Origin of the sequence: Novosphingobium sp. CCH12-A3, from assembly GCF_001556015.1 — a bacterium.
Taxonomy (GTDB): Bacteria; Pseudomonadota; Alphaproteobacteria; order Sphingomonadales; family Sphingomonadaceae; genus Novosphingobium; species Novosphingobium subterraneum.
In genome coordinates, this window is sequence record NZ_LSIA01000016.1 from 17,679 (window position 1) to 38,204 (window position 20,526).

A 20,526-nucleotide genomic window follows, 5' to 3' on the forward strand; every position below is an offset into this window, starting at 1 on the left:
TCAGATCACGCCTTCGCGGAGCATCTTCACCGCCGCGTCGCAGGCCCGCGCTGTCAGCGCCATGTAGGTCAGCGATGGGTTCTGGCAGGCCGAAGATGCCATCTGCGCGCCGTCGGTCACGAACAGGTTCGGGATGTCGTGCGCCTGGCTCCACTTGTTGAGCACCGAGGTCTTCGGATCGAGGCCCATGCGCGCCCCGCCCATTTCGTGGATCGCCGTGCCGCCCGGCCCCGGCTTGTCGAGGCCCATGATCACGGTGCCGCCCGCCGCGGTCATCATTTCGGCGGCATCGGCCTTGGCCTGCGCCAATGCGGCCTGCTCTTCCTTGCCGAAGGCGAAATCGACGTGAAGCTGCGGAATGCCGAAGCGGTCGGTCCTGGTCCGGTCCAGAGTAAGGCGGTTGCTGTCGCGCGGCACGCAGTCGGCAAAAGCGACCAGCACCATGCGCCACATGCCGGGCTGGTGCAGCTTGTCCTTCAGTTCCGCCCCGATTCCGGCCTCGCGCTTGCCCGCACCCCAGTTGCTCTGCAGCGCGCCGCCCTGGAACGAGAAGCCGCGGGTATGGCCCTCGCCATCCATCGCATCCATGTTGCGATAGCGCGCGATGATCGCCCCGGTCGGCCGGTTGCCGAACGTGGTGCGATCGTTGAACTGCGGGAAAAGCGCGATCGTCGAAAGCGTGTTGGCGTGATCCATGATCTGGGTGCCGAGCACGCCGCTGGAATTGCCAAGGCCAGTCGGCATCGCCTCGCTGCGCGAATTGAGCAGGAGGTGGACCGAGTTGAAGGCGCCTGCATTGAGGAACACCAGTCGCGCCGTGGCAGCCCCCCGCGTCCCGTCCTTCGTGTTGACATAGCGCACGCCAGTCACGCGCTTCGTCTTCGGATCGTAGTCCACGCCTTCAACGATGGCATCGGTCACCACGGTCAGGTTGCCGGTGGCCTTCGCTGCCGGAAGCGTGCTCGACTGCGTCGAGAAGTAGGCCCCGAACGAGCAACCGCGCGTACAGATCGAGCGGTTCTGACATTCCGAGCGGCCCTCTTCGGGCTTGGCGACGGTCATGTTCGCGGTGCGACCGATAGTCAGGCAGCGGCCGAACTTGTCAGCCACGACCTTGCGCACGTGCTCCTCGACCACGTTGAGCTTCATGCCCGGCTGGAACTTGCCATCGGGCAACTGAGGCAGGCCTTCCGGGCTGCCCGAAACGCCGATGAATTCCTCGACCTTGTCATACCATGGCGCCAGATCGGCATAGCGGATCGGCCAGTCGGTGCCGTGGCCATCGCGCTTGTTGGCGCCGAAATCGTAATCGGACCAGCGATACGACTGCCGCCCCCAGGTCAGCGAGCGACCGCCCAACTGATAGGAGCGGAACCACGTGAAATCGGTATCCGAACCGGTCGAGTACGGGTTTTCCTTGTCGTTGACGAAGTGCCCCTGGGTGAACTCGTTGAAGTGCCGGTTCTTCATCTGGACCTGGTATTCGCGGGCATAGAGCGCCGCATCGCCGAGGCCACGGAACGGCATTTCCCAAGGGGCCTTGTTCTCGGTCTCGTACTCGCCGTGGACGATTTCGCGCCCACGCTCGATCATCAGGACCTTGAGGCCGGCCTGCGTCAGTTCCTTGGCCGCCCAGCCGCCGGTGATACCGGAGCCGACCACGATCGCGTCGAATTGCATGTCAGTCAGTCCTTATCCGAAGTCGACCGCGGTCCAGTCGTTGGAAATCGCCCTGAAATCGGGCGTCAGCGGCAGGTCGGGATCGAAACGGCCAGGGACCGGCTCGTAGCGCAGCTCCTGCGCGCCACCGACTTCGCTGGTGTAATACCCCGTCAGGATCAGGCCCTTGATGGCCTTCCACGGGCTCTCGCTCTCGCGGCTGGCGAAGGCTTCGGCATCCACCGCCTTCACTGCGGCAAGGCGTTGCGCTGCCGGCGCCTTCAGGAAACTGCCGCCAGTCCGTCCGTCGAGCTCCTTCTCGAGCCAGGCAACGTGCCGTATCGAGCCGTCGTTGCGCGCAAACCGGGCATAAGCGGTAGGGTCCTTGAGCGGCGAACGCGAGCCATCAAGCCCGTGGGCGAGCGCAAGGATCGCAAAATCGCCTGCGCCAACGTCACCCGCACCGGGGGTTGCGGAACGCGGGATCACCAACTGGCTGACCTCCTTCATCATGAGGCGCTGCCCGTTGCTCGGCGCTTCTTCCGATTCGAGTCGGGTCAGGCTCACGGCGGCGGCGGGCACGCCAAGCGCCAAGGCGATCAGCGCAGAGGCGCTGACGAATTCGCGGCGATTCCAGCCGCGCTGCGGATCATTCTGCATCAACCGATGACTCTCCCGGCGCACGGATGACCGCGCGCATTCAATATAGAATGAATACTCTAATTTTGATCGATGACGCAAGACTCTTCCTGCATCCGATCCAGCTTATTGATCAGTGATTAATCTAGCGCTTTTCGCAGATCTCGCAAAGGGCGTGAATGATCGCGCGGACGATCTCGTCCTTCAGGCTGTAGAAGCGCACCTGCGCTGCCACGCGACTGTCGACCACGCCTTCGTCGCGCAGGCGCGCAAGGTGCTGCGATACCGCCGACTGCGACAGGCCGGTCAGCTCGACCAGCTCGGTTACCGAAACCTCGCCCTCGTCCATGCGGCAAAGCATGAGCAGGCGCTCGGGGTGGCTCATCGTGCGCATCCGCCCGGCCATCGCGGCGGCATTCTGCTTCAGGTCGGCAAGGCTGGCGGGCTTCATAAGCTCAGCAGATAACGCCGATTGCGCCACGTACAAGACTGCAAGGCCAATTAAATTACACTTGTCTTATATTAGGTATAAGTTATATAAAAGGACAAAGGAGTCTTCCGATGTCCGACAATGCCATTGCTACCGCCGCCGCCCAGATCAGCGCCACTCGTGCCTCGGCCGTAGTGCCCGTCGTGACCACATTCTTCGACGAGGCAACCTTCACGGCGACCCATGTCGTCCACGATCCCGCCACCTTGCGCGCAGCCGTGATCGACCCGGTGCTCGATTTCGACCAGGCCTCGGGCCGCACCAGCCATGCTTCTGCCGACCGCGTCATTGCCCATGTCGAAGCGCACGGCCTCACGGTCGACTGGCTGCTCGAAACCCATGCCCATGCCGATCACCTGTCGGCCGCCCCCTATCTCAAGCAAAGGCTCGGCGGGCAGATCGTCATCGGCGCAGCGATCCGCACCGTGCAGAACGTTTTCGGCAAGGTCTTCAACGAAGGCCCGGCCTTCGCCCGTGACGGCAGCCAGTTCGACCTGCTCATGGACGACGGCCACGCCTTCCGCGTAGGCGAGATTGAAGCCGTGGCGCTGCACGTTCCCGGCCACACCCCCGCGTGTCTCGCCTACGTCATCGGCGATGCCGTGTTCGTCGGCGATACGCTGTTCATGCCTGACTACGGTACTGCCCGCGCCGATTTTCCCGGCGGCGACGCGCGCACGCTCTACCGCTCGATCCGCCGCCTCATGGCCTTGCCCGACGAGACGCGCGTGTTCCTGTGCCACGATTACAAGGCCACGGGCCGCGACCAGTTCGTCTGGGAGACAACCATCGGCGCCGAACGCACTGCCAACGTCCACGTCCACGAAGGCGTCAGCGAGGACGAGTTCGTCGCGATGCGGGAAGCGCGCGATGCCACGCTCGGCATGCCCAAGCTCATCCTGCCCTCGATTCAGGTCAACATGCGCGCAGGCCACCTGCCAGAACCTGACAGCAATGGCGTGCGCTACCTGCGCCTGCCGGTAGACCTGTTGTGATCTTCGATCTGCAACATCTCCTGGCGAGCCTGTCGGGCGTGATCGTCGGTTTCGTCCTCGGCCTTGTCGGCGGTGGTGGGTCGATCCTTGCCGTGCCGCTCATGGTCTATGTCGTCGGCGTTGCCAGCCCGCACCTTGCCATCGGCACGAGCGCGCTGGCCGTGGCGGCAAACGCGCTGTCGGGCCTCGCCAGCCACGCCCGGGCGCGCAACGTCAACTGGCGCTGCGGGGGCATGTTCGCCGCGGCGGGCGTGCTCGGCGCACTCGGCGGATCAACGATTGGCAAGGCCTTCGACGGCCAGAGCCTGCTTGCCCTCTTTGCCTTGCTCATGCTGATCGTCGCCTTCCTCATGTGGCGAGGCCGCGGCAGCGAAGGGATCGAGGGCGTCGTCTGCAACCGCGACAACCTGCCGCGCGTGCTCGCCTTCGGCGCCGGCACCGGCCTGCTCTCGGGCTTCTTCGGAATCGGCGGTGGCTTCCTGATCGTCCCGGCCCTTGTCGCCAGCACCTCGATGCCCGTCGGCCGCGCCATCGGCACCTCGCTTGTCGCAGTCAGCGCCTTCGGCCTTGCCACAGCCCTGAACTACGCCGCGTCGGGAACGCTCGACTGGCCCCTGGCGATTGCGTTCATTGCCGGCGGCATTGCCGGATCGATTATCGGCACCAGGGCTTCGACCCGGCTTGCCGCAAGCAAGGGCACACTCAACACCCTCTTTGCCGGACTGATCGTCGTCGTGGCGCTTTACATGCTTGCGCGCAGCGGCGCTGCACTGATTGGCTAAGGTCCAAACTCAATCAGGGCGCCGCCGTCTCGACCAGTTCGGCAATCTCGAAGGCAAAGCTTTTCCAGCCCCGCATCTTCGCCGCCTCCTGCGCAGGAGCCCGCTTCTTGCGCGCTTCGGCCAAAGATCTGGCGTGGCCCCAGAACACCTCGGTCTTGCCGTTCTCCAGTTCGGCGACGATCCGCCAGTAGTGCGTGAAACTGTCGGTCGTCGGCCCGATGGTCTTCACGTAACCATCGGGCATCGTCGCAGTCAGGTATCGGCGCTTGCGCTTGCTCATCGCCGCCCTCTGTGCCGCGCTGCAGTCCATGGAGCAATCCACCAAAGCGAACTGGCGGGACGTTTCCGCTTGCGCGCAGGGCCTGGAGAAACTAGGGGCCGTCACCAGTCGGGGAGTAGCGCAGCCTGGTAGCGCATCTGGTTTGGGACCAGAGGGTCGTAGGTTCGAATCCTATCTCCCCGACCACTTCATGTCCGTTTGCGCCAGTCGGTCAGGCGCTCACAGGCTTCCTCCAGCATTTCCAGCGCGGCGTTGATGGACCGCTGACGGACGAGCGCCCGGTCCGCGAGGCCGAAATGGCATTCGCGCGTGATCGCAAGATGGCCTTTGCCGCTGGCGGCAAGGTGGACCAGTCCGGCCTCGTCGCGCGCTCCGCCAGGGCCCGCAAAGCCGGTGATGGCTAAGGCGATATCCGCGCTGCTGTTTTCCAATGCACCTTGCGACATTGCCAGAGCCACCTCGCGGCTGACGACACCGAACATGGCAATCACGTTGGCCTGTACTCCCAGCATTTCGGTCTTTGAAGCGGCTGAATAGGTGACGAAGCCGCGATCAAATGCGCTGCTGCCACCCTCGATGTCGGTCAGCAACGATGCAAGCAGCCCGCCAGTGCAGCTTTCAGCAGTCGCCACCGTCAGGCCCGCTGCCGAGATCTGCGCCAGAACCTTTCTGGCATGATTTTCGGCACTCTCGATACCGTCAGGCAAGTCGTCCGTTGGCATGCATCATCTCCTGGCCGAACATGGACTGGCGCCATTGAGAGCGACCAGCCTCTCCCAGCCAGCCGCCCCGGCTTTGGCGTGTCTGTCACGACGCGTTTGCTTTTCACGAAGGTCAATCGGAGGTTTGCCGTTAGGTTCCGGTTTCCAACGCCTTTTCATATGCTTGGAACCTATCCGACTGGCTACCGGTTTTGCCCGGGTGAGTACCAACGCGATTGCAACGGAGCGAAGCGATGCCGGAAAGCCGCACAGAGGATCAGGCATCCCGCCGCGGGATATGGGGCAAATACGCCTACGGCTGGATCACGCTGGCCTTCTTCCTCGGTTCCTTTGCCCTGCACTGGTGGTTTGGCTGGAAAGCCTACGTGGATGAGTCGCAGACGCACGGGCAGATGCCGGAATGGAGCGCCTATCTGGATGAGATGCTGCGCGATACCTTCGAGAACTGGCAGTCGGAATTCCTGCAATTGATGTGGCAGGTGATCGGGCTCGCCTACTTCCTTTATGTCGGATCGCCCACATCGAAGGAAAACGATGACCGCATGGAAGCGAAGATCGATGCCCTGATACGGTTGCAGGCCGGCGAACGCGCGGATGCCCTGCTCCAGGGGATCGACGACAGATACCTGCGTCACCATGGGCACCCCCGCCCCCATGGACACGAGCAGGAGCGCGCCGACGGATCATGAGTGTCAGGGTTTGAGCACGACCTTGGTCCAGGTATCCTGTTGTTCCTTGAAGTTCCGATATCCCGTGGCCGCTTCTTCCAACGGCAGGCGATGGCTGATGAGGAACGTGGTGTCGAGAGTGCCGTCCTCGATCCGCGCAAGCAGATCCTTCACGTACCGCTGCACGTGAGTCTGCCCGGTGCGCAGTTGCAGCCCCTTTTCCATGAGCGCGCCGAGCGGAAACTTGTCGGCCAGTCCGCCATAGACACCGGGAACCGAAACGCGCCCGCCCTTGCGGACAGCCAGCAGCGCCTGACGCAGCGCAGCGGCCCGGTCGGCGCCGATACCGATCTTCTGCTTGGCGATATCGAAGATGTTGTCGATCGCAAAGCCGTGCGCTTCCATGCCCACCGCGTCGATCACCGCATCGACACCAAGGCCGCCTGACATGTCCATCAGTGCCTCGAGAACATTGGTCTCGCGGAAGTTGATGATATCTGCACCGAGACCACGCGCCAGCTCGAGCCGGTGGGGATAATGATCTATTGCAATGACTTTGGCCGCCCCCATGGCGAGAGCGGACTGAACTGCAAACAGGCCAACGGGACCACATCCCCAGATGGCTACGGTATCGTCGGGTTCGATCTGTGCGTTCTCCGCTGCCATCCACCCCGTCGGCAGGATATCCGACAGGAACAGGACCTGCTCGTCATCCAGACGCTCAGGCACGACGATGGGGCCGACGTCGGAGAATGGCACCCGGACAAACTCCGCCTGGCCGCCCGAATAGCCCCCGGTCATGTGCGAATAGCCGAAGATCCCTGACGTCGCGTGGCCATAGGCCTTTTCCGCCAGGTCCTGCTTTTCGGCCGGGTTCGAGTTGTCGCAGGCCGAAAACTCCTCACGACTGCAATGGAAGCAGCGGCCGCAGCTGATGGTAAAGGGCACCACCACGCGCTGTCCTCTGACAAGCGTGCTGAGCGGCCCGGTTTCAACCACTTCGCCCATGAACTCGTGGCCAAGAATGTCTCCGGGCATCACCCCGGGGATCACGCCATCATAAAGATGGAGATCGGAACCACAAATCGCCGTCGAGGTGACGCGGATGATTGCGTCGCGCGGGTTGATGATCTCGGGATCGTCGACGGTGTCGACACGGACGTCCTGCGTACCGTGAAAGGTCAATGCGCGCATCATGCGTTCTCCGCTGGAGTGGAAGCCTGGTCCTGTTCCTCGCGCGCCTGTCTTGCAGCGCGGGTCTGCTCCTTGCGTCTTGCCGATGTCGCTATTTCCCCTGCCTCCATCAGCATCTTGAACCGGCGCAGATCGCGGCGGGCCTGGATTTCAGGCTCCCGCCCCTGCAGCTTGGCAAACAGTCGCCCCAGTTCACCGGCTGGCGGCTTGTAGGCGATGCGCACGCTGACCCGGGTCCCCCGCTCGCCCGGTGCATCCTCGAACGTCACGCGCCCCTCGGTATCGATGTCCGACCCGGCAACTGAACGCCACGCAATCAGCTTGCCCGGTTCCTCGCGCGCAATCACCGTTTCGATTGCGACGGTCCGTCCCGCAGGCGCGCGGATCGTCCAGACATTGCGCCCGTCCCCGCCGACCGACCGCACGTCCTCGACGTTCTCCATGAACCGGGCGAGATTTGCAAAGTCGCGCCAGAACGCAAACAACTCCTCGCGCGGACGGGCAATGGTCACGCTGCGGCCGCTTACCGCATAGCTCCCGAATGACCGTCGCGCGGCATAGCCCGGAGCAGAGTCCCCACTCACGTCACGGGGCCGACGCCTTGCTCCGAGCACCAGCCCGATGCCTGCAGCGATCGCCGTCGTCATGGCCACAGCCGCCAATGCCTGTCGGCCCGAGGGTGGTTCGTGCCTGCTCATCCTTGTTCTCCTTGCTTTTCAGCGCATGGGTGCTGCTCGGTGCTGTGATCCATCTGCGTGGATGCGAGCAGGCTTCTGCCGCACAGGTGAACGCAGTTCTGTTCAGCCAGCCGGTGCAGCACGCGGTTCACGTGGACAGGCGTCAGCCCCACGATGTCGGCAATCTCGCGCTGGGTCAGCGGTATCACGACCTTGTCGTCATCACTGCCCAGCCTGGCGCGCAGATCGGCGAGAAGCTCCACGATCCGTTCGGTGGCGTTCTTGCGGCCAAGGCGGGTAATCCATTGCGCCTGCCGCTCCATGGCTTGGACCATGGCGTGAAGGACATTCCTGACCCCGCCCTCGCCGGGGTGATCGATCTGGCCAAGCGGAATCGGCCTCGCGGTCAGGCGGGTCAGGGCCATCACTGGCAGACGGGCCTGGCCGGACAGGAGCCAGTGCGGTTCGCAGTACTCCCCGGGCAGATAAAGCGCCGTGATCTGGCGGCGGCCGTCGCGGAGCAACTCGTAGCGGCACGCCCAGCCATCCTTGATGCAGTATATGCAGTCAGAGCGGTCCCCTGCGCGGGCGAGATGTTCGTACCGCCTGAATTGTCTCCAGGGGACTTCCGATATTCGCTTGTGCATGGGCTGGCGTCCAATCGTGCTGCACCCGCTCACTGCGTCATGAACGACTGATGCAGGACTAACCCATTAATGTAGAAAGGTTTTCCGCGTTTGAGGCGTGCCGTGGACAGAGCGCGCCGATCTGTTCGCCGCAGGTGTGGCCCGCACGGCGGACATTGCTTCAACCAGGTTAGCGCAGAGGATCGAACACGCTGCGTGCGGCCTTTTCCCGATGCGATCCGGCGCTTGCAGCCGGGCACAGAGAGAGGAGGCAATCCCATGGCATCACAGGCTGGCGCCAAGCCAAACGACGAGGCCGCCGAGAATACGGCGAACGCCAAACCGGGCAGTTCCGCTGTCGGGGACGAGAACAAGTCACAGAGCTCATCCGGCAGCGGCGGCGCAAACGGGGCCAAGGCGCAGCAGGCTCGCAAGACCGCTGGCAAGCAAGGTGCAGCAAAGACGGGCGCAGCAAGAACGACTGACCCGGATCGGAGCGCGATTGCGAGCCTGAAGGCCGATCATCGCAAGGCCGAACAGCTTTTCGCCCGCTTCGAGAAGGCTGGCGAGGAGGAAAAGCAGACGCTCATCGAGGAGGTCTGCAAAGCGCTGACCCTGCACACGATGCTGGAAGAGGAAATCTTCTACCCGGCGTGTCGGGACAGCATCCCGGAAGACGACCCGCTGAACGAGGCGCAGGTCGAACATGACAGCGCGAAGGTGCTCATCGCCGATCTCATGAACCTGCGCGATGACGATCCCTTCCGGGATGCCAAGGTCAAGGTGCTGGCCGAACAGGTCAAGCACCATGTCGGGGAGGAAGAGAGCGGCAAGGACGGCATCTTTGCCAAAGCCCAGGCGCATGGGGTGGACACCCCGGAACTGGCTCAACGGCTGAAGCAGCGCCGTGCCGAGCTTGAACAGCGCGATCGTCTCCCCGGCGGAGAGCCGGTGGCGATCCACATTCGATCCACGAACAACCAACGAGAGGAATACGAAATGGCCAGTTATCAACAGCGCGGGCAGGAACGCGACGATCAGGGTCGATTTGCCAGAGGCGGTGCAGGAGGCCGCAACGGTTCGGACGATGATCGCGGATCCCGCCGCGACGGCGGCTCCGGGCGCGAACGAGATGAGGATGGACGCTTCACCAGCTCTCGCAATGGCGGCGGATCGAACCGGGGCCGCAACGATGACGACCGCGACTACGGGCGCAGTAACGGGCGTAGCGGGGGCGGCCGCGGTGATGATGATGGACGCGGCTGGTACGGAGATTCGCGTGGCCATTCCGAAGCAGCCCGTCGCGGCTGGGAGGACCGTGGCTCGTCGCGCTCGTCGCGCGATGACGACGACGACAACCGTGGTTATTCCTCACGCGGGAGCAGCCGCGACGACGACGACGATCGCGGCGGGCGCCGCCAGGGTGGAAATGGCCGCGGAAATGGCGGCGGCAACGACGGGCGCGGCTGGTATGGCGATTCCCGCGGGCACTCCGAGGCCGCACGCCGGGGTTGGGACAACCCTGATCATGGCGACAGCGGCTGGTACGGGGATTCGCGCGGCCATTCCGAAGCGGCGCGTCGCGGCTGGGACAACCCCGATCATGGCCGCAGCGGCTGGTTCGGTGATTCCGAAGGACACTCCGAAGCTTCGCGCCGGGGCTGGGAAGACCGCGGATCGACGCGCTCGTCGCGCGGTCGCGACGACGATGATCGTGGTTCTTCCCGCTCCTATCGCGGGCGAGACGATGACGACGACGATCGCGGTCGCGGTCGCGGTGGAAGCGGCGGCCACGGTGGCTGGTTCGGGGATTCCCGTGGGCATTCGGAAGCCGCCCGCAGGGGTTGGGACAATCGGAACTGAACTCTGAGCGGAAAGTGTCGGGGTCGGGCGTGAATGTCCGGCCCCTTCACTCTGCATCATGAGAGACACAACCCCGGAACCTGCAGGAAAAGGAGAACCATTCCATGCCCCTACTTCCGAAAGGCGCAAGCCGCACCGCAGTCATCTTGGCGCTGGCCGCCGCTCTTGGGGCGTGCAACGCTCCCCGGGGCGATGATGGCGCTGCAACCGGCCCGGCCACCGATGCTGCAGACGATAGCGCTGCGGCCACTGCAACTCCCGGAACCGGCGCTGTTGCGGGAGAGGCCCTGCCCCTCACCGGTCAGGCCTTCGTCGATGCGGCTTCCGGCAGTGACCAGTTCGAACTGGAAAGCGCCAGGATCGTCCAGTCAAAGGGAGTCACCGGCGATCTGCGAGACTTTGCGCAGATGATGATCCGCGATCACACTACTTCGGCGAACGCGCTCCAGGCTGCGGCGAGCAAGGTTGAGGGCGTTCAGTTGCGCCAAGCCCCCATCCTGACCGATGCGCAGCAGGGCAAGCTCCAGCAGCTTCAGGCTGCCGATGGCAAATCCGCCCATGATCTTTACATCCGGCAGCAGGTGGAAGCGCACGAGAAAGCCTATGCCATGCTGACGACATATGCGAGCAGCGGGGACGCGAAGCCGTTGATGGACTTTGCCGCCAAGACTGCGCCCGTCGTCCAGAAGCACCTCGCCGAAGTCCGCAACATGCAGCCCTGAGGACGGCTAACGGACGCGCGCTTCAGCTACCGGCATGAACCACGTCCGGCTTCCTGACCGGGCACTTTTCGGGGCCCTGTTCTGCGCTTATCGCAATGAGTGGCGTGACGAACAGGCTCCGCCTCTGCTGAACGACAAGGCCTTTCTCGGCCAGGCGATGAAGGATCCGGTTGACGTGAACCGGGGTCAGACCGACGACATCGGCTATCTCGATCTGGCTCAACGAGATCAACGTCGGTTGATCGCTTGCGCCTAGTCTTTCGTGTAGGTCGGCAAGCAGCTCAAGAATGCGTTCCGTCGCATTCTTCCGCCCGAGGCGGACGAGCCATTGGGTTTGCCTCTCCAGGTTGCGAACGATCCCGGAGAGAACCTGTCTCACTCCATCCTGATCCTGTCGGTAGAGAAAATCTATCGAGACCGGATCGGTGGAAAGGCGCGTCAAGGCCATGATGGGCGCACTGGCTTTTCGGGTGATCAGCCATTGCGGCTCGCAGTAGTCGCCGGGAAGATACAGGTCCGTTATCTGCCGTCGTCCGTCTGCAAGAATGTCATACCGACAAGCCCAACCTTCCCTGATGCGATGGATGTCTGCGCAATGATCGCCTGCCCTTGCGAGATGTGAGTACCGGTTGAACATCCGGGGTCCTGAGGACTGCCGTGCCTGTGCCATGCTTTTCAAGTTCCTCGGGGATCGGAAATAGGGTGTCGGCCTTCGCCGTCCCTGCGAGAGAAAATGGCATCAATTGCGCCAGTACATCCGCGATCATAGGCTGGCCCTGTTGCTTGCCGCAGTTCGCGGTGGCGATGGAATTCTGGCCAGCAGGAAATGTGCCACAAACCCGCCTCGTCTTCTTCCAGGCTGAAACATTAGATATCGTCCTCCAAGCACGCGTTCCCGCAAGTTAATCCATGTTTGGGCCGACAGCGGCGCACTGCCGTCCGGCATCCCCTTGCAGTAGCCATCGGCCGAGGCGCTACATTTCGACTGCGATGAACACTGCGCCGGTCCTCGCCTTGTCGTTTGCGCAGTGGAAGGCTTCGTTGATGCGGTCGAGCGGGTAGCGGTGGGTAATCAGGCGCGCAGCGTCGAGCTTGCCCTTGCCGAGCAGTTCGAGCACCTGCCCCTGTTCCTTGTCGAGGTGCCACCAGGCAAAGCTGGCGCTGGGGATAAGCTGGATCTCGCTCATCTGGATGCGCTGCCATTCGAGCGGCATTTCCTGCACACCCGGATCGAAGCCGCCGATGATGACGACCTTGCCTCCGCGTCGCGCCAGTTCCGTGGCCAGAGGAAGGGTCTGCGGCATGGATTCACCTCCGGCACATTCGAACACGATGTCCGCGCCCCGGCCATGGGTCATGGCCTTCATCGCTGCCACCGGATCGTCACGCGTGGAATTGACGATGACGTCGGCTCCCAGTTCGCGGGTTAGCTCGAGCGAGTGGTCGACCGTGTCGATGATCAGCACGTCGGCGCCGGATGCCTTGGCCAGCATGAGCTGGCCGAGACCGATCGGTCCCGCGCCGACGATCGCCACGCGCTCATTTATCGTCAGCCCGGAAAGATGCTGTGCATGCAGGCAGACGGAGAAGGTATCGATGAGTGATGCCTGTTCGTAGCTCACGTGGTCCGGCAAGCGATAGACATGGCTCGCCGGGGCAACGAGAAACTGGCCATAGGCGCGCGAGACGTATTTGCTGCGGGTGGCGTAGAGGTCCGGGCAGATATTGTACTGGCGGGCGCGGCACCATTCGCAGTGGCCACAGCCAAGCACCGTCTCGACGACGACGCGGTCTCCGGCGGCAACGTTGGTCACTTCCCCGCCGATCTCGACCACGTCGCCAGCAAGTTCGTGGCCCATGATGTGGCCGGCCAGATCATGCTCGTGCTTCTGCCAATGGCGCAGGTCCGTGCCGCAGATTCCGGCCACGCGGACGCGGACCATGACCCAGTCCGGCCCCGGCAGCGCGGGAAGCTCCGCCTCCTCTATGGTAAAAATGCCTTCGTCGGTCTTGAGCGCAGCCTTCATCATTTCTTGGTCTCTTTCCAGGCGAAGAGGAGCGAAGCGTCAGCGGGAAGGCGCGCTTCGAGGCGACCTTCTTGCAGTTCGAAGGGCAGGGCTCGGCCGTCGGATGTGGCCAGGCGCGGTTCGATGCCGTCAGTCGTGCTGCCATCTTCCATCACCAGCGCGAGCCGCGCTTCGGTTCCGGCCGGGCCATCGATGCGCATGCTGATGGTGGTCGCGTCGATCTTGTGGACGGCGCGGACAAAGACGTCGCACCAGATCAGGAAAGGGACGCCCTCGATCCGCCTGAAGCTGCGGGTGGTGTAGATCAGCGCCGCGCCGCTGCCGTAAATCTCCTGGCCAACCTGACCCGCAGGCTGGCTGTCTGGATAAAGGTCTTCCAAGGGAAAATTGAGGCGCCGCAGGATATAGCCGTTGCGGATGTCGTCCTTGGCGACACTCTCTTCCGGCAGTGCATCGGGGTAGTAGAACCATGCCCGATCGAGCGCGTGGCGGCAGTATTCCGAAAGCAGCAGGCGCACGGACGGTATCAGGTCGGGCCCGCCATAATCGAGATAGCGTTCGAACGCCGAATAGCTGTCGAAGCACTCGTAGGCGGCCATGTAGGGCGCGTCCTGCAGGCACGTGACACCGAGAAAGTTTCGCCAGTGCCGGGCCATGCCGATGTCGCTGTTCCAGATCTGCGCAGTGTGGAAGAAGCTGGCGAGATAGACATAGCTCTGCTTGAGGAAGTCCTTGCGGTCAGTGATGCGCCACAGCCGCACGCAGGCCGCCGCACCCCAGGCGGTGAGGTTGGCCTGATAGTTCAGGTCGAAGCGCATGCCCCTGGCCGCCTCGATCGCGGCTATGGCCTCGTCGACGAACCGACGGTCGAGCGTCAGCTCGAAGGCCTGCAGCATGACCCAGGCGTAGATGCCGCCGACATCGGTCTGCCCGCGCTGGTCGGCCTCGGCGACATCCTGGATCACCGAAAAGTCGCGCATGTCATAGAGAATCGGCCACTTGTACCTGAAGTGGCGCGCCGCCTTGATGCCGTAGTCGATGGTGTCGAGGAAAAGCTCGCGCGCCTGCTTGTTGCCGGCGATGGCCAGGTTGGCGAGATTGAGCATGGGGTGGTAGAGGTACCAGCTGTCGACGGCGTTCGCGTTCTTGTCCTTGCCGACATTGGGCAGGTAGCGGCGCAAAGTCTTCAGGTCCTTGTCGTGGAACCCCTCGATCCCCGCCATGATCTCGCGCACCAGCGGGTGGCTCACGCCCTTCCACCGGCCCCAGTCGTCAAGTGCAGAAGCAATGGCCAGCTGGACCATGACGTCGGGATATTCACTGGCGGTATATGGGTGGAAATAGACATGGCCGAAGTGTTCGATACGCGCTTCGGGGGCGTGCATCAGGTCCTGTACGGTCGCCTCTGCGCGGGACGGCCAATGACGGAAATCGGCCTTGGGCGGGGACAGCAACGGGTAGATGCCGCCGATCATGTCGAGGAACTGCCACGCGGAATCCGCCTCCTCAGCCTGCGGATAGGCGCGGATGGCAAGGATCGTGTCGTAAAGCATGATGGGCTTGCCCGCCGGCAGGTCGGCATGGCCGGTGTCTGCATTGAGCGGCGGAGAATAACCCATCTCGGGCATTTCAGCCCGGACCGCATTTTCGGGCTTCGATCCGGTCGCGTTGAAGTAGGGGTTCAACGCGGTGAGGTTCTGAAGGTAAAGGACCTTGCCGAACTGCTCCTCGCCAAGCGTGAAATACAGCAGGGCTGTGTTGAGCTTGCGCTGTTGCGCCTCGACGGTCACGCCGCAAGGATCGGCCCGACCTTCGGCGCCAAATGCCACGATGTCTCGAGGCAACTTGCTGATCCGCAACGAGGCGGTCGGCGTGAAGCAGTACTGTGCGCGGAATTGTTCGAGCCCAAAGGCATCGGCTGTCACACGCAACGTGGCATGCCCGGCAGGACCATGCCATTCCACCGACGCTATCGCCCCATCGGCCGGACGAACGCGCGCCACGGCGTCGCTCCCGAATACCGGAAAGCGCAGTGCCAGGCCGACAATCCCGTCACGGCAAAAGATCACCCAAAGCGCGTCGGACGTGAACTTGACCTCTACAGAAAGTCCACCGTGCTCGGCCTTGGCCAGCGATCGTGCGCCATCCTGCGCAATGACCTTTTCGGCCACGATCAATTCCGGCGTCGAAAGGGAGGTGCCGTCATCTCTTGCCATGCTGCTCGTCCCCTTGCTGGTTGTGCAGAGTGAACGTTGCAAAGACTGCGATGTTTCCCTTTTGGGCAGGTCAAGTTACTGGAACGATTTTGAAAAACGACGAACCGAGCGCAAAGCTGATCCTGCGTTAAGGCGCGGAAACGAGTGGCGCGCGAAGCCATTCGATCCGGATGGACAGAGAGCTCACGCGATCGCTGGCAGGACGCCGCATTCTCATCACCGGCGGAACGACCGGAATCGGTCGGGCCACCTTTCTTGCACTCGCCCGCCAGGGTGCAAGACTCTTCACCATCGGGCGCGAAGCCGAACCGCTTGCGGAGACCTTGCGGTTGGCGAACTTGGATGCGGGCGCCGGCATGAATGCCGACGTCGCCTGTCATGCCGATGTCGAAAAGGTGTTCGCAGCAGCCGATGCGCGCCTCGGAGAGATCGATGCGCTGATATGCTGTGCCGCGCTCGGCGCGCAGCCCCTGCACGAGATGGAGAATGACGACTGGCGCTATGTCGTGGAGACCAACCTCGTCGGCACTCTGGCCTATGCACGGGGCGCGCTCGATCGCATGCTTCCCCGGCAGGAGGGCCATCTGGTACTGATCAGCTCGATCAGCCCGGATATCAAGGCGAGAGGCGAAAGTGTCTATGCTGCCACCAAGGCCGGCATCAATGCCTTTGCGATGACCTTGCGCAAGGAGATTGGCGAGAAGAGCATTCGCGTGACAGTCGTCGAGCCGGGCTCTGTCGGCACAGACATGCAGGAGTGTTCCCTCGATGAACAACGTGAGGCGATTGCGCAGGGTGAGATGCTCTTCGCAGAGGAAATCGCCGAAGGCATCATCTTTGCGCTGACGCGCTCGCCACGCTGCGATGTTTCGCTGCTGCGCATGGAGCCGATCAGGCAGAAAACAGCGTAAGGATGCTCATTCGTCAAACATGCGGAGGGCATGGCGCCGCGCAAATCTGCGCCTCACCCTGAATTCCCTGACAATGCTCCCCGGCATTTCCGTAAGGGCCCGAAAGCCCGTAACGGTCGAGAAGGCGTGGACCGACGAGCGGGCCTGGACCAGAACGTGGCGCACCATGTCGCGCTGCGCAATCTCGCCAGCTTCGCTGATCGGGCCGAGCCGGTGCAAGGCATAGAGCCCCAGCACGCCCGAAATCAGGAAATAGAAGTCCCAGTTGCCCAACTTCAAGGGCAGGAAAGCGAAGACGCCTTCCGGGTTGGTCCAGCGTATCACCAGCTCGAAACGGCGATTGGCGAAGAAGTCTGCGAACAGACCGCCAATGACCGGCGCTGCACCTGCGGCCAGCGCCGTAACCACCGCCGTCGAAGCAATGTAGGATGATGCCATTCCGCGGGGGGACAGTTTCAGGCCGATATTCGTGGTGGCGAGCGTGACACCGGCAACGGAACTGCCCATCAACAAGTGAAGTCCGATCAGGAATACAAGCTGCGCGCCGTCATGGTCGATCTGCGAGGCCACCGCCATTGCGGCGATGCAGGCAATGTAGGCTGGAGCAGCGACGAGCAGGACTGACTTGTTGCTGAAACGGTCCGACAGGACACCCCAACTCCGCAAGGCGAACGCGTTGGCCAACTGGCTGGCGATCGCTAGCGCCATGACGACGGGCATGCTGTATCCCAGCTGGCGAACGAGATAGACCGTGAAGAAAGGCGTCGCCAGATTGACGGCAAATTGCCAACTGGCCAGAAATCCGAGCAGCTTCCTGAAATTCGGATCCGATGCCGGTTCGCGCATCAGTTCCCACAGCCGAGTTGTACGTGGTCCGGCGTGGGCCATGGTCGGTTCGGGAATCCGGGCGACAATCGCGGCACTTGCAATCCCGGCAAGGCATCCGGCCAGATACAGCGCGCTGAAGGCAAGGTCGCGCTGGTGTGATCCTTCCTGCGTGTACTCAAGGCAAAGCGCGGCGCCAATTCCTGCGACCACAGTGGTGATCGTCGCCCAGGTCGTCCGCCGCGCAAAGATGCGTCCCATGCGCTCGTCTGGCACGAAATCGCGCATCCATGAATTCCAGGCGCATCCTCCGACCGCCGCTAGCAGGCAGAGCACAAGGGTCATCGCCACCAGCAGCAATGGAGCCGGGCCTCCGGCAAAGGGCAACAGCGCCATGGTCCCAAGCATCATTCGCCCGAACACGCTTGACCACACTGCAATGGCCTTCCGCGCGCGCAGACGTTCCACCAGCGCAATCGCAGGTAGCTGGGCAAGCTGCGTCAGAAACGGTAGCGACGCCAGCAGGCCGATCAGGAAATTGTCGGCACCAAGATGCAGGGCAAACGTGGTGAGAATGACGCCAGTCGTCAGAGCAGCAGTCGCGTTGGAGAATGCCGCCTCATAGACGATCGTCTGCAATCCGCGCTCGCGCTCATCCTCACTGATCAGTGGTTGTGGAGCGAGCATTGCATTTCCTTCGCGAGTACTGACGAAGGAAAACCGGGGCGGACTTGCAGTTTCCCGCCGTGCGCCGAAGCGCGCTCCCTCTGGGAGCGAGCGCTTGGCAGCAATTAGAACGTCATGCGCATCGGGTGCTCGGATGCCTGGGCGTCAGGCCCCGCGCAGCAATGCCACGTTCTCTTGGATCATCTGACGCACCGATCGCGCCTTGCGCCCGGTCAGCCGCTCCACGTCGTCGGTGCAGAGCTCAAGGAACCCCTCGCGGATGGCGCGGCCGAAGCTGACCATGTCGTCGCTGTTCCACGGGATGCCGGCGACTTCAAGATCATCGACCGGGCGGCGCGGGATGCCCATGGCGTCGAACATCGCATACTGGCCTTCGTCATCCAGCGAGACGTATTCGACAGGCCGCCCGGTCACTTCGGCCATGATCGCCGCAACTTCGCCGAAGGTCTGCAATTCCGGCCCGGTAATGTTGTAGATTCGGCCCTCGTGGCCTTCACCGGTCAGGACCGCCACCGCGCTCTCGATGCAGTCGTCGCGCCAGACCATCGCCTCGCGGCCCTCTCCGGCGTTGGAAAACCACTTGCCGCTCTGCATCACGCCGGGGCCGGCCATCAGGATCATCGCATCGGCATAGTGGGCATCGCGCAGCATCGTCCAGCCGCAACCCGAGGCGCGGATCAGGCGTTCGGTCTCGATATGATCGTGCCGCACTTCGGCGGGGTTGGCGGGATCGTCGATGCCGATGAAGCTGGTATAGACCACATGCCCAACGCCCGCCGCAGCCGCAGCGTCGATCGCCGCCTTGTGCTGCACCACGCGCGCCCCAACCCGCGTGCTCGAGATCAGCAGCATCCTGTCAGCGCCCTGCACCGCCTCGACCAGCGTTCCCGGCTTGTCGAAATCGCCGTAGCGCACGACGCAGCCTTGCGCGGCGCGGTCGCTGAGCTTCTCAGGCTTGCGGGTGATCAGGATGAGGTCGCTTGCACGCCCCAGCGCGATCAGCCGGTCGGTAACGCCGCGGCCATAATTGCCCGAAGCTCCGGTGATGACGATACGGCTCATGCCAGAGCGTCCAACTGCGCCTGCGGCACCCACCAGCCATGCACTTGCGGACGCAGCCGCGTTGGAATGTGGACCTTCGCCACCGGCCCTGCACCGATGTTCCCGGCATCGACCACCCAGGCTTCATGCACGAACTGGTTGTCACCGGTCTGCTGGTCCATGATGAACACCAGCCAACCATCCTTGGCCTGATCAGCAGCGGGCACATGCACCGGCTCGTTGAATCCGGCCATCGGCGGCAGGGCGAGTGCATTGGTCACCTGGGGGCTGGCTGTATCCATCCCGTCCAGACGGAGCAGCAGGTTGAAGCTCACGCCCACCGGCCCTGCAAACAACGGCGGCCCCTGCAACTCGGGGTTCATCGAGAGCATCCAGCCGGTCTTGTAGGGACGTCCCTGCAACTTCGCCGGGATCACCGGGAAATCCCCGGGAGGGCCGATGATCGTCTCTGTAACCTCGCCGCCTTCGCTGCGCGGATCGACCGTCCAGCGGGTCAGCGCGCCCTGCATGTCCTGCGGACCCATCTGGATACCCGAAGGCTCACGGATGAAGGCGAAGGCGTTGGTATTGTTCAGGCAGGCGTCGAAGTGGAGCATGCCGCCCTCGTCCTCCCACGCGTTCATCATGTGGTACGAATGGCAACCCTTCGGCCCCTTGAACCACTTGATCTCGCGCACGTCGCCATAACGCGGCATCACGCCCAGCCAGGATTCCAGCTCCGGCTGATGGTGCCAGTGCTCCCCGCCCGCCTTCAACCGGTCAAGGTCCGCTGTCGTCGGGTAGATCGGGAACAGAGCGTAGTTCTTGCTGATCGTGAAATCGTGCATCATCGCGCAATAGGGCGCATCGAACCACTGTTCCGACTTCAGCGTGCCATCGGGCGCAACGATGCAATAGGCGACCTTGGTCGAGGCCTGCCCGTCTGCCTCGTAACCATAGAAGAACAGTTCGCCTGTCTCGGCATCGATCCGCACGTGCGCGGTCATCGTTTCAGATTTGAGCGCGCCGCCGAAATCGTAGGAGCCAAGCGTCGCCAGCGTCCTGGGATCGACGCCATAGGGCCGCCCGTCCTCCTTGGCCATCAGCAGGCGTCCAGCGTGCCACACCGGAGTGGTGTTGGCCACGGTGCGGTCGACGCCTTGCACCGAAGGATCATCGGTAAACGGATTGCGGTATTTGCCGAACAGCGCCTTGCCCGCCGCCTGCTCGGCCTTGTAGCGCGCGGTTTCCACGAACTTCATCAGGAAGTCCGCCGTGCCATCAGCGTTGAACGAAAGGCGACTGACCATGCCATCGCCCGAAAGCGTGTGGTCATTGTCGAACATGGGCGGAAAAGCGGGATCAGGCACGGCGCGATAAAAGCTGCCACGCACTTCCGCTGGCAGGTCGCCCTCCACCTTCAGCCCGCGCAGGTCCACTTCCTGCCCCACCGGCTCGTTTGCGCCGGTAAAGTAGATCGTCTGCGGATACGCACCCATCAC

At 63.1% G+C, this 20,526-nt stretch carries 20 protein-coding genes and 1 tRNA gene; 7 read left to right on the top strand and 14 right to left on the bottom strand.

Annotation, left to right across the window (positions count from 1 at the left end; translation table 11 throughout):
- The 3 genes from AX703_RS00830 to AX703_RS00840 form a co-directional block, all read right to left on the bottom strand.
- The gene (locus tag AX703_RS00830; RefSeq protein WP_062341924.1) at positions 1–1,680 is read right to left on the bottom strand and encodes a GMC oxidoreductase; all 1,680 of its coding nucleotides are present in this window, start codon (positions 1,678–1,680) and stop codon (positions 1–3) included.
- A gap of 12 nt (positions 1,681–1,692) precedes the next feature.
- Positions 1,693–2,319 carry a gluconate 2-dehydrogenase subunit 3 family protein gene (locus AX703_RS00835; protein ID WP_062341926.1) on the bottom strand — a complete coding sequence of 209 codons (627 nt, stop codon included), beginning with the start codon at positions 2,317–2,319 and terminating at the stop codon, positions 1,693–1,695.
- A gap of 124 nt (positions 2,320–2,443) precedes the next feature.
- Positions 2,444–2,749 carry a helix-turn-helix transcriptional regulator gene (locus AX703_RS00840; protein WP_062341928.1) on the bottom strand — a complete coding sequence of 102 codons (306 nt, stop codon included), beginning with the start codon at positions 2,747–2,749 and terminating at the stop codon, positions 2,444–2,446.
- A 110-nt stretch (positions 2,750–2,859) separates the two neighbouring features.
- Here AX703_RS00840 and AX703_RS00845 point away from each other — a divergent pair, with 110 nt between their 5' ends.
- The gene (locus AX703_RS00845; protein ID WP_062341930.1) at positions 2,860–3,783 is read left to right on the top strand and encodes an MBL fold metallo-hydrolase; all 924 of its coding nucleotides are present in this window, start codon (positions 2,860–2,862) and stop codon (positions 3,781–3,783) included.
- The gene (locus tag AX703_RS00850) at positions 3,780–4,565 is read left to right on the top strand and encodes a sulfite exporter TauE/SafE family protein (RefSeq protein WP_062341932.1); all 786 of its coding nucleotides are present in this window, start codon (positions 3,780–3,782) and stop codon (positions 4,563–4,565) included. Before AX703_RS00845 ends, AX703_RS00850 begins: the two co-directional genes overlap by 4 nt.
- A 13-nt stretch (positions 4,566–4,578) precedes the next feature.
- On the opposite strand, the gene AX703_RS00855 is transcribed toward AX703_RS00850, so the two are convergent.
- Positions 4,579–4,845 carry a hypothetical protein gene (locus tag AX703_RS00855; protein ID WP_062341934.1) on the bottom strand — a complete coding sequence of 89 codons (267 nt, stop codon included), beginning with the start codon at positions 4,843–4,845 and terminating at the stop codon, positions 4,579–4,581.
- 109 nt (positions 4,846–4,954) lie between these two features.
- Here AX703_RS00855 and AX703_RS00860 point away from each other — a divergent pair.
- A tRNA-Pro gene (locus AX703_RS00860) sits at positions 4,955–5,031 on the top strand.
- A gap of 2 nt (positions 5,032–5,033) precedes the next feature.
- Here AX703_RS00860 and AX703_RS00865 read toward each other — a convergent pair.
- A complete protein-coding gene (locus tag AX703_RS00865; RefSeq protein WP_082734330.1) occupies positions 5,034–5,567 on the bottom strand; it encodes a CinA family protein in 534 nt (177 codons plus the stop codon).
- 233 nt (positions 5,568–5,800) lie between these two features.
- Here AX703_RS00865 and AX703_RS00870 point away from each other — a divergent pair, with 233 nt between their 5' ends.
- A complete protein-coding gene (locus tag AX703_RS00870) occupies positions 5,801–6,256 on the top strand; it encodes a DUF6766 family protein (RefSeq protein WP_052242722.1) in 456 nt (151 codons plus the stop codon).
- 3 nt (positions 6,257–6,259) lie between these two features.
- On the opposite strand, the gene AX703_RS00875 is transcribed toward AX703_RS00870, so the two are convergent.
- The 3 genes from AX703_RS00875 to AX703_RS00885 are packed head-to-tail and all read right to left on the bottom strand — an operon-like array spanning position 6,260 to position 8,753.
- On the bottom strand, positions 6,260–7,429 hold the full coding sequence (locus AX703_RS00875; protein WP_062341985.1) for a zinc-dependent alcohol dehydrogenase: 1,170 nt from the start codon (positions 7,427–7,429) through the stop codon (positions 6,260–6,262).
- A complete protein-coding gene (locus AX703_RS00880) occupies positions 7,429–8,127 on the bottom strand; it encodes an SRPBCC family protein (protein ID WP_062341937.1) in 699 nt (232 codons plus the stop codon). Before AX703_RS00880 ends, AX703_RS00875 begins: the two co-directional genes overlap by 1 nt.
- Positions 8,124–8,753: a Crp/Fnr family transcriptional regulator gene (locus tag AX703_RS00885; RefSeq protein WP_082734331.1), complete on the bottom strand. Its 630-nt coding sequence runs from the start codon at positions 8,751–8,753 to the stop codon at positions 8,124–8,126. Before AX703_RS00885 ends, AX703_RS00880 begins: the two co-directional genes overlap by 4 nt.
- Positions 8,754–9,011: 258 nt before the next feature.
- Between AX703_RS00885 and AX703_RS27710 the strand changes: the two genes are divergently transcribed.
- Both AX703_RS27710 and AX703_RS00895 read left to right on the top strand, forming a co-directional pair.
- On the top strand, positions 9,012–10,595 hold the full coding sequence (locus tag AX703_RS27710) for a hemerythrin domain-containing protein (RefSeq protein WP_082734332.1): 1,584 nt from the start codon (positions 9,012–9,014) through the stop codon (positions 10,593–10,595).
- A 104-nt stretch (positions 10,596–10,699) separates the two neighbouring features.
- Positions 10,700–11,317 (top strand): DUF4142 domain-containing protein, encoded by a 618-nt coding sequence (locus AX703_RS00895; RefSeq protein WP_062341941.1) that lies wholly within the window; start codon positions 10,700–10,702, stop codon positions 11,315–11,317.
- Positions 11,318–11,339: 22 nt separating this feature from the next.
- Here the strand turns inward: AX703_RS00895 and AX703_RS00900 are convergent, their stop codons facing one another.
- The 3 genes from AX703_RS00900 to AX703_RS00910 form a co-directional block, all read right to left on the bottom strand.
- Complete coding sequence (locus tag AX703_RS00900; RefSeq protein WP_082734333.1) at positions 11,340–11,987, bottom strand: Crp/Fnr family transcriptional regulator; 648 nt, start codon at positions 11,985–11,987, stop codon at positions 11,340–11,342.
- A 304-nt stretch (positions 11,988–12,291) separates the two neighbouring features.
- Positions 12,292–13,347: a zinc-binding dehydrogenase gene (locus AX703_RS00905; RefSeq protein WP_231735291.1), complete on the bottom strand. Its 1,056-nt coding sequence runs from the start codon at positions 13,345–13,347 to the stop codon at positions 12,292–12,294.
- Entirely contained in the window at positions 13,344–15,560 is a 2,217-nt protein-coding gene (locus tag AX703_RS00910) for a hypothetical protein (RefSeq protein WP_062341948.1), read from the bottom strand. Before AX703_RS00910 ends, AX703_RS00905 begins: the two co-directional genes overlap by 4 nt.
- Before the next feature lie 170 nt (positions 15,561–15,730).
- Between AX703_RS00910 and AX703_RS00915 the strand changes: the two genes are divergently transcribed.
- Positions 15,731–16,471, top strand: a complete 741-nt coding sequence (locus tag AX703_RS00915) for an SDR family oxidoreductase (protein WP_062341949.1) — start codon at positions 15,731–15,733, stop codon at positions 16,469–16,471.
- Positions 16,472–16,477: 6 nt separating this feature from the next.
- Here AX703_RS00915 and AX703_RS00920 read toward each other — a convergent pair whose 3' ends face one another.
- From AX703_RS00920 to AX703_RS00930, 3 genes are all read right to left on the bottom strand, one after another.
- Positions 16,478–17,983 (bottom strand): MFS transporter, encoded by a 1,506-nt coding sequence (locus AX703_RS00920; protein WP_062341951.1) that lies wholly within the window; start codon positions 17,981–17,983, stop codon positions 16,478–16,480.
- Between the two features lie 144 nt (positions 17,984–18,127).
- The gene (locus AX703_RS00925; protein ID WP_062341987.1) at positions 18,128–19,045 is read right to left on the bottom strand and encodes an SDR family oxidoreductase; all 918 of its coding nucleotides are present in this window, start codon (positions 19,043–19,045) and stop codon (positions 18,128–18,130) included.
- Positions 19,042–20,523 carry a carotenoid oxygenase family protein gene (locus tag AX703_RS00930; protein ID WP_062341953.1) on the bottom strand — a complete coding sequence of 494 codons (1,482 nt, stop codon included), beginning with the start codon at positions 20,521–20,523 and terminating at the stop codon, positions 19,042–19,044. The genes AX703_RS00925 and AX703_RS00930 overlap by 4 nt, the downstream gene beginning before the upstream one ends.
- Between the last annotated feature and the right edge of the window lie 3 nt (positions 20,524–20,526).

What these genes read in the sequence shown, in the direction of transcription:
- AX703_RS00840 (WP_062341928.1), bottom strand. Translation starts at nt 2,749, where the DNA reads ATGAAGCCCGCCAGCCTTGCCGACCTGAAGCAGAATGCCGCCGCGATG.
- AX703_RS00920 (WP_062341951.1), bottom strand. Translation starts at nt 17,983, where the DNA reads ATGCTCGCTCCACAACCACTGATCAGTGAGGATGAGCGCGAGCGCGGA.
- AX703_RS00905 (WP_231735291.1), bottom strand. Translation starts at nt 13,347, where the DNA reads ATGATGAAGGCTGCGCTCAAGACCGACGAAGGCATTTTTACCATAGAG.
- AX703_RS00855 (WP_062341934.1), bottom strand. Translation starts at nt 4,845, where the DNA reads ATGAGCAAGCGCAAGCGCCGATACCTGACTGCGACGATGCCCGATGGT.
- AX703_RS00925 (WP_062341987.1), bottom strand. Translation starts at nt 19,045, where the DNA reads ATGAGCCGTATCGTCATCACCGGAGCTTCGGGCAATTATGGCCGCGGC.
- AX703_RS00865 (WP_082734330.1), bottom strand. Translation starts at nt 5,567, where the DNA reads ATGCCAACGGACGACTTGCCTGACGGTATCGAGAGTGCCGAAAATCAT.
- AX703_RS00880 (WP_062341937.1), bottom strand. Translation starts at nt 8,127, where the DNA reads ATGAGCAGGCACGAACCACCCTCGGGCCGACAGGCATTGGCGGCTGTG.
- AX703_RS00910 (WP_062341948.1), bottom strand. Translation starts at nt 15,560, where the DNA reads ATGGCAAGAGATGACGGCACCTCCCTTTCGACGCCGGAATTGATCGTG.
- AX703_RS00830 (WP_062341924.1), bottom strand. Translation starts at nt 1,680, where the DNA reads ATGCAATTCGACGCGATCGTGGTCGGCTCCGGTATCACCGGCGGCTGG.
- AX703_RS00900 (WP_082734333.1), bottom strand. Translation starts at nt 11,987, where the DNA reads ATGGCACAGGCACGGCAGTCCTCAGGACCCCGGATGTTCAACCGGTAC.
- AX703_RS00885 (WP_082734331.1), bottom strand. Translation starts at nt 8,753, where the DNA reads ATGCACAAGCGAATATCGGAAGTCCCCTGGAGACAATTCAGGCGGTAC.
- AX703_RS00895 (WP_062341941.1), top strand. Translation starts at nt 10,700, where the DNA reads ATGCCCCTACTTCCGAAAGGCGCAAGCCGCACCGCAGTCATCTTGGCG.
- AX703_RS00835 (WP_062341926.1), bottom strand. Translation starts at nt 2,319, where the DNA reads ATGCAGAATGATCCGCAGCGCGGCTGGAATCGCCGCGAATTCGTCAGC.
- AX703_RS00845 (WP_062341930.1), top strand. Translation starts at nt 2,860, where the DNA reads ATGTCCGACAATGCCATTGCTACCGCCGCCGCCCAGATCAGCGCCACT.
- AX703_RS27710 (WP_082734332.1), top strand. Translation starts at nt 9,012, where the DNA reads ATGGCATCACAGGCTGGCGCCAAGCCAAACGACGAGGCCGCCGAGAAT.
- AX703_RS00870 (WP_052242722.1), top strand. Translation starts at nt 5,801, where the DNA reads ATGCCGGAAAGCCGCACAGAGGATCAGGCATCCCGCCGCGGGATATGG.
- AX703_RS00915 (WP_062341949.1), top strand. Translation starts at nt 15,731, where the DNA reads ATGGACAGAGAGCTCACGCGATCGCTGGCAGGACGCCGCATTCTCATC.
- AX703_RS00875 (WP_062341985.1), bottom strand. Translation starts at nt 7,429, where the DNA reads ATGCGCGCATTGACCTTTCACGGTACGCAGGACGTCCGTGTCGACACC.
- AX703_RS00930 (WP_062341953.1), bottom strand. Translation starts at nt 20,523, where the DNA reads ATGGGTGCGTATCCGCAGACGATCTACTTTACCGGCGCAAACGAGCCG.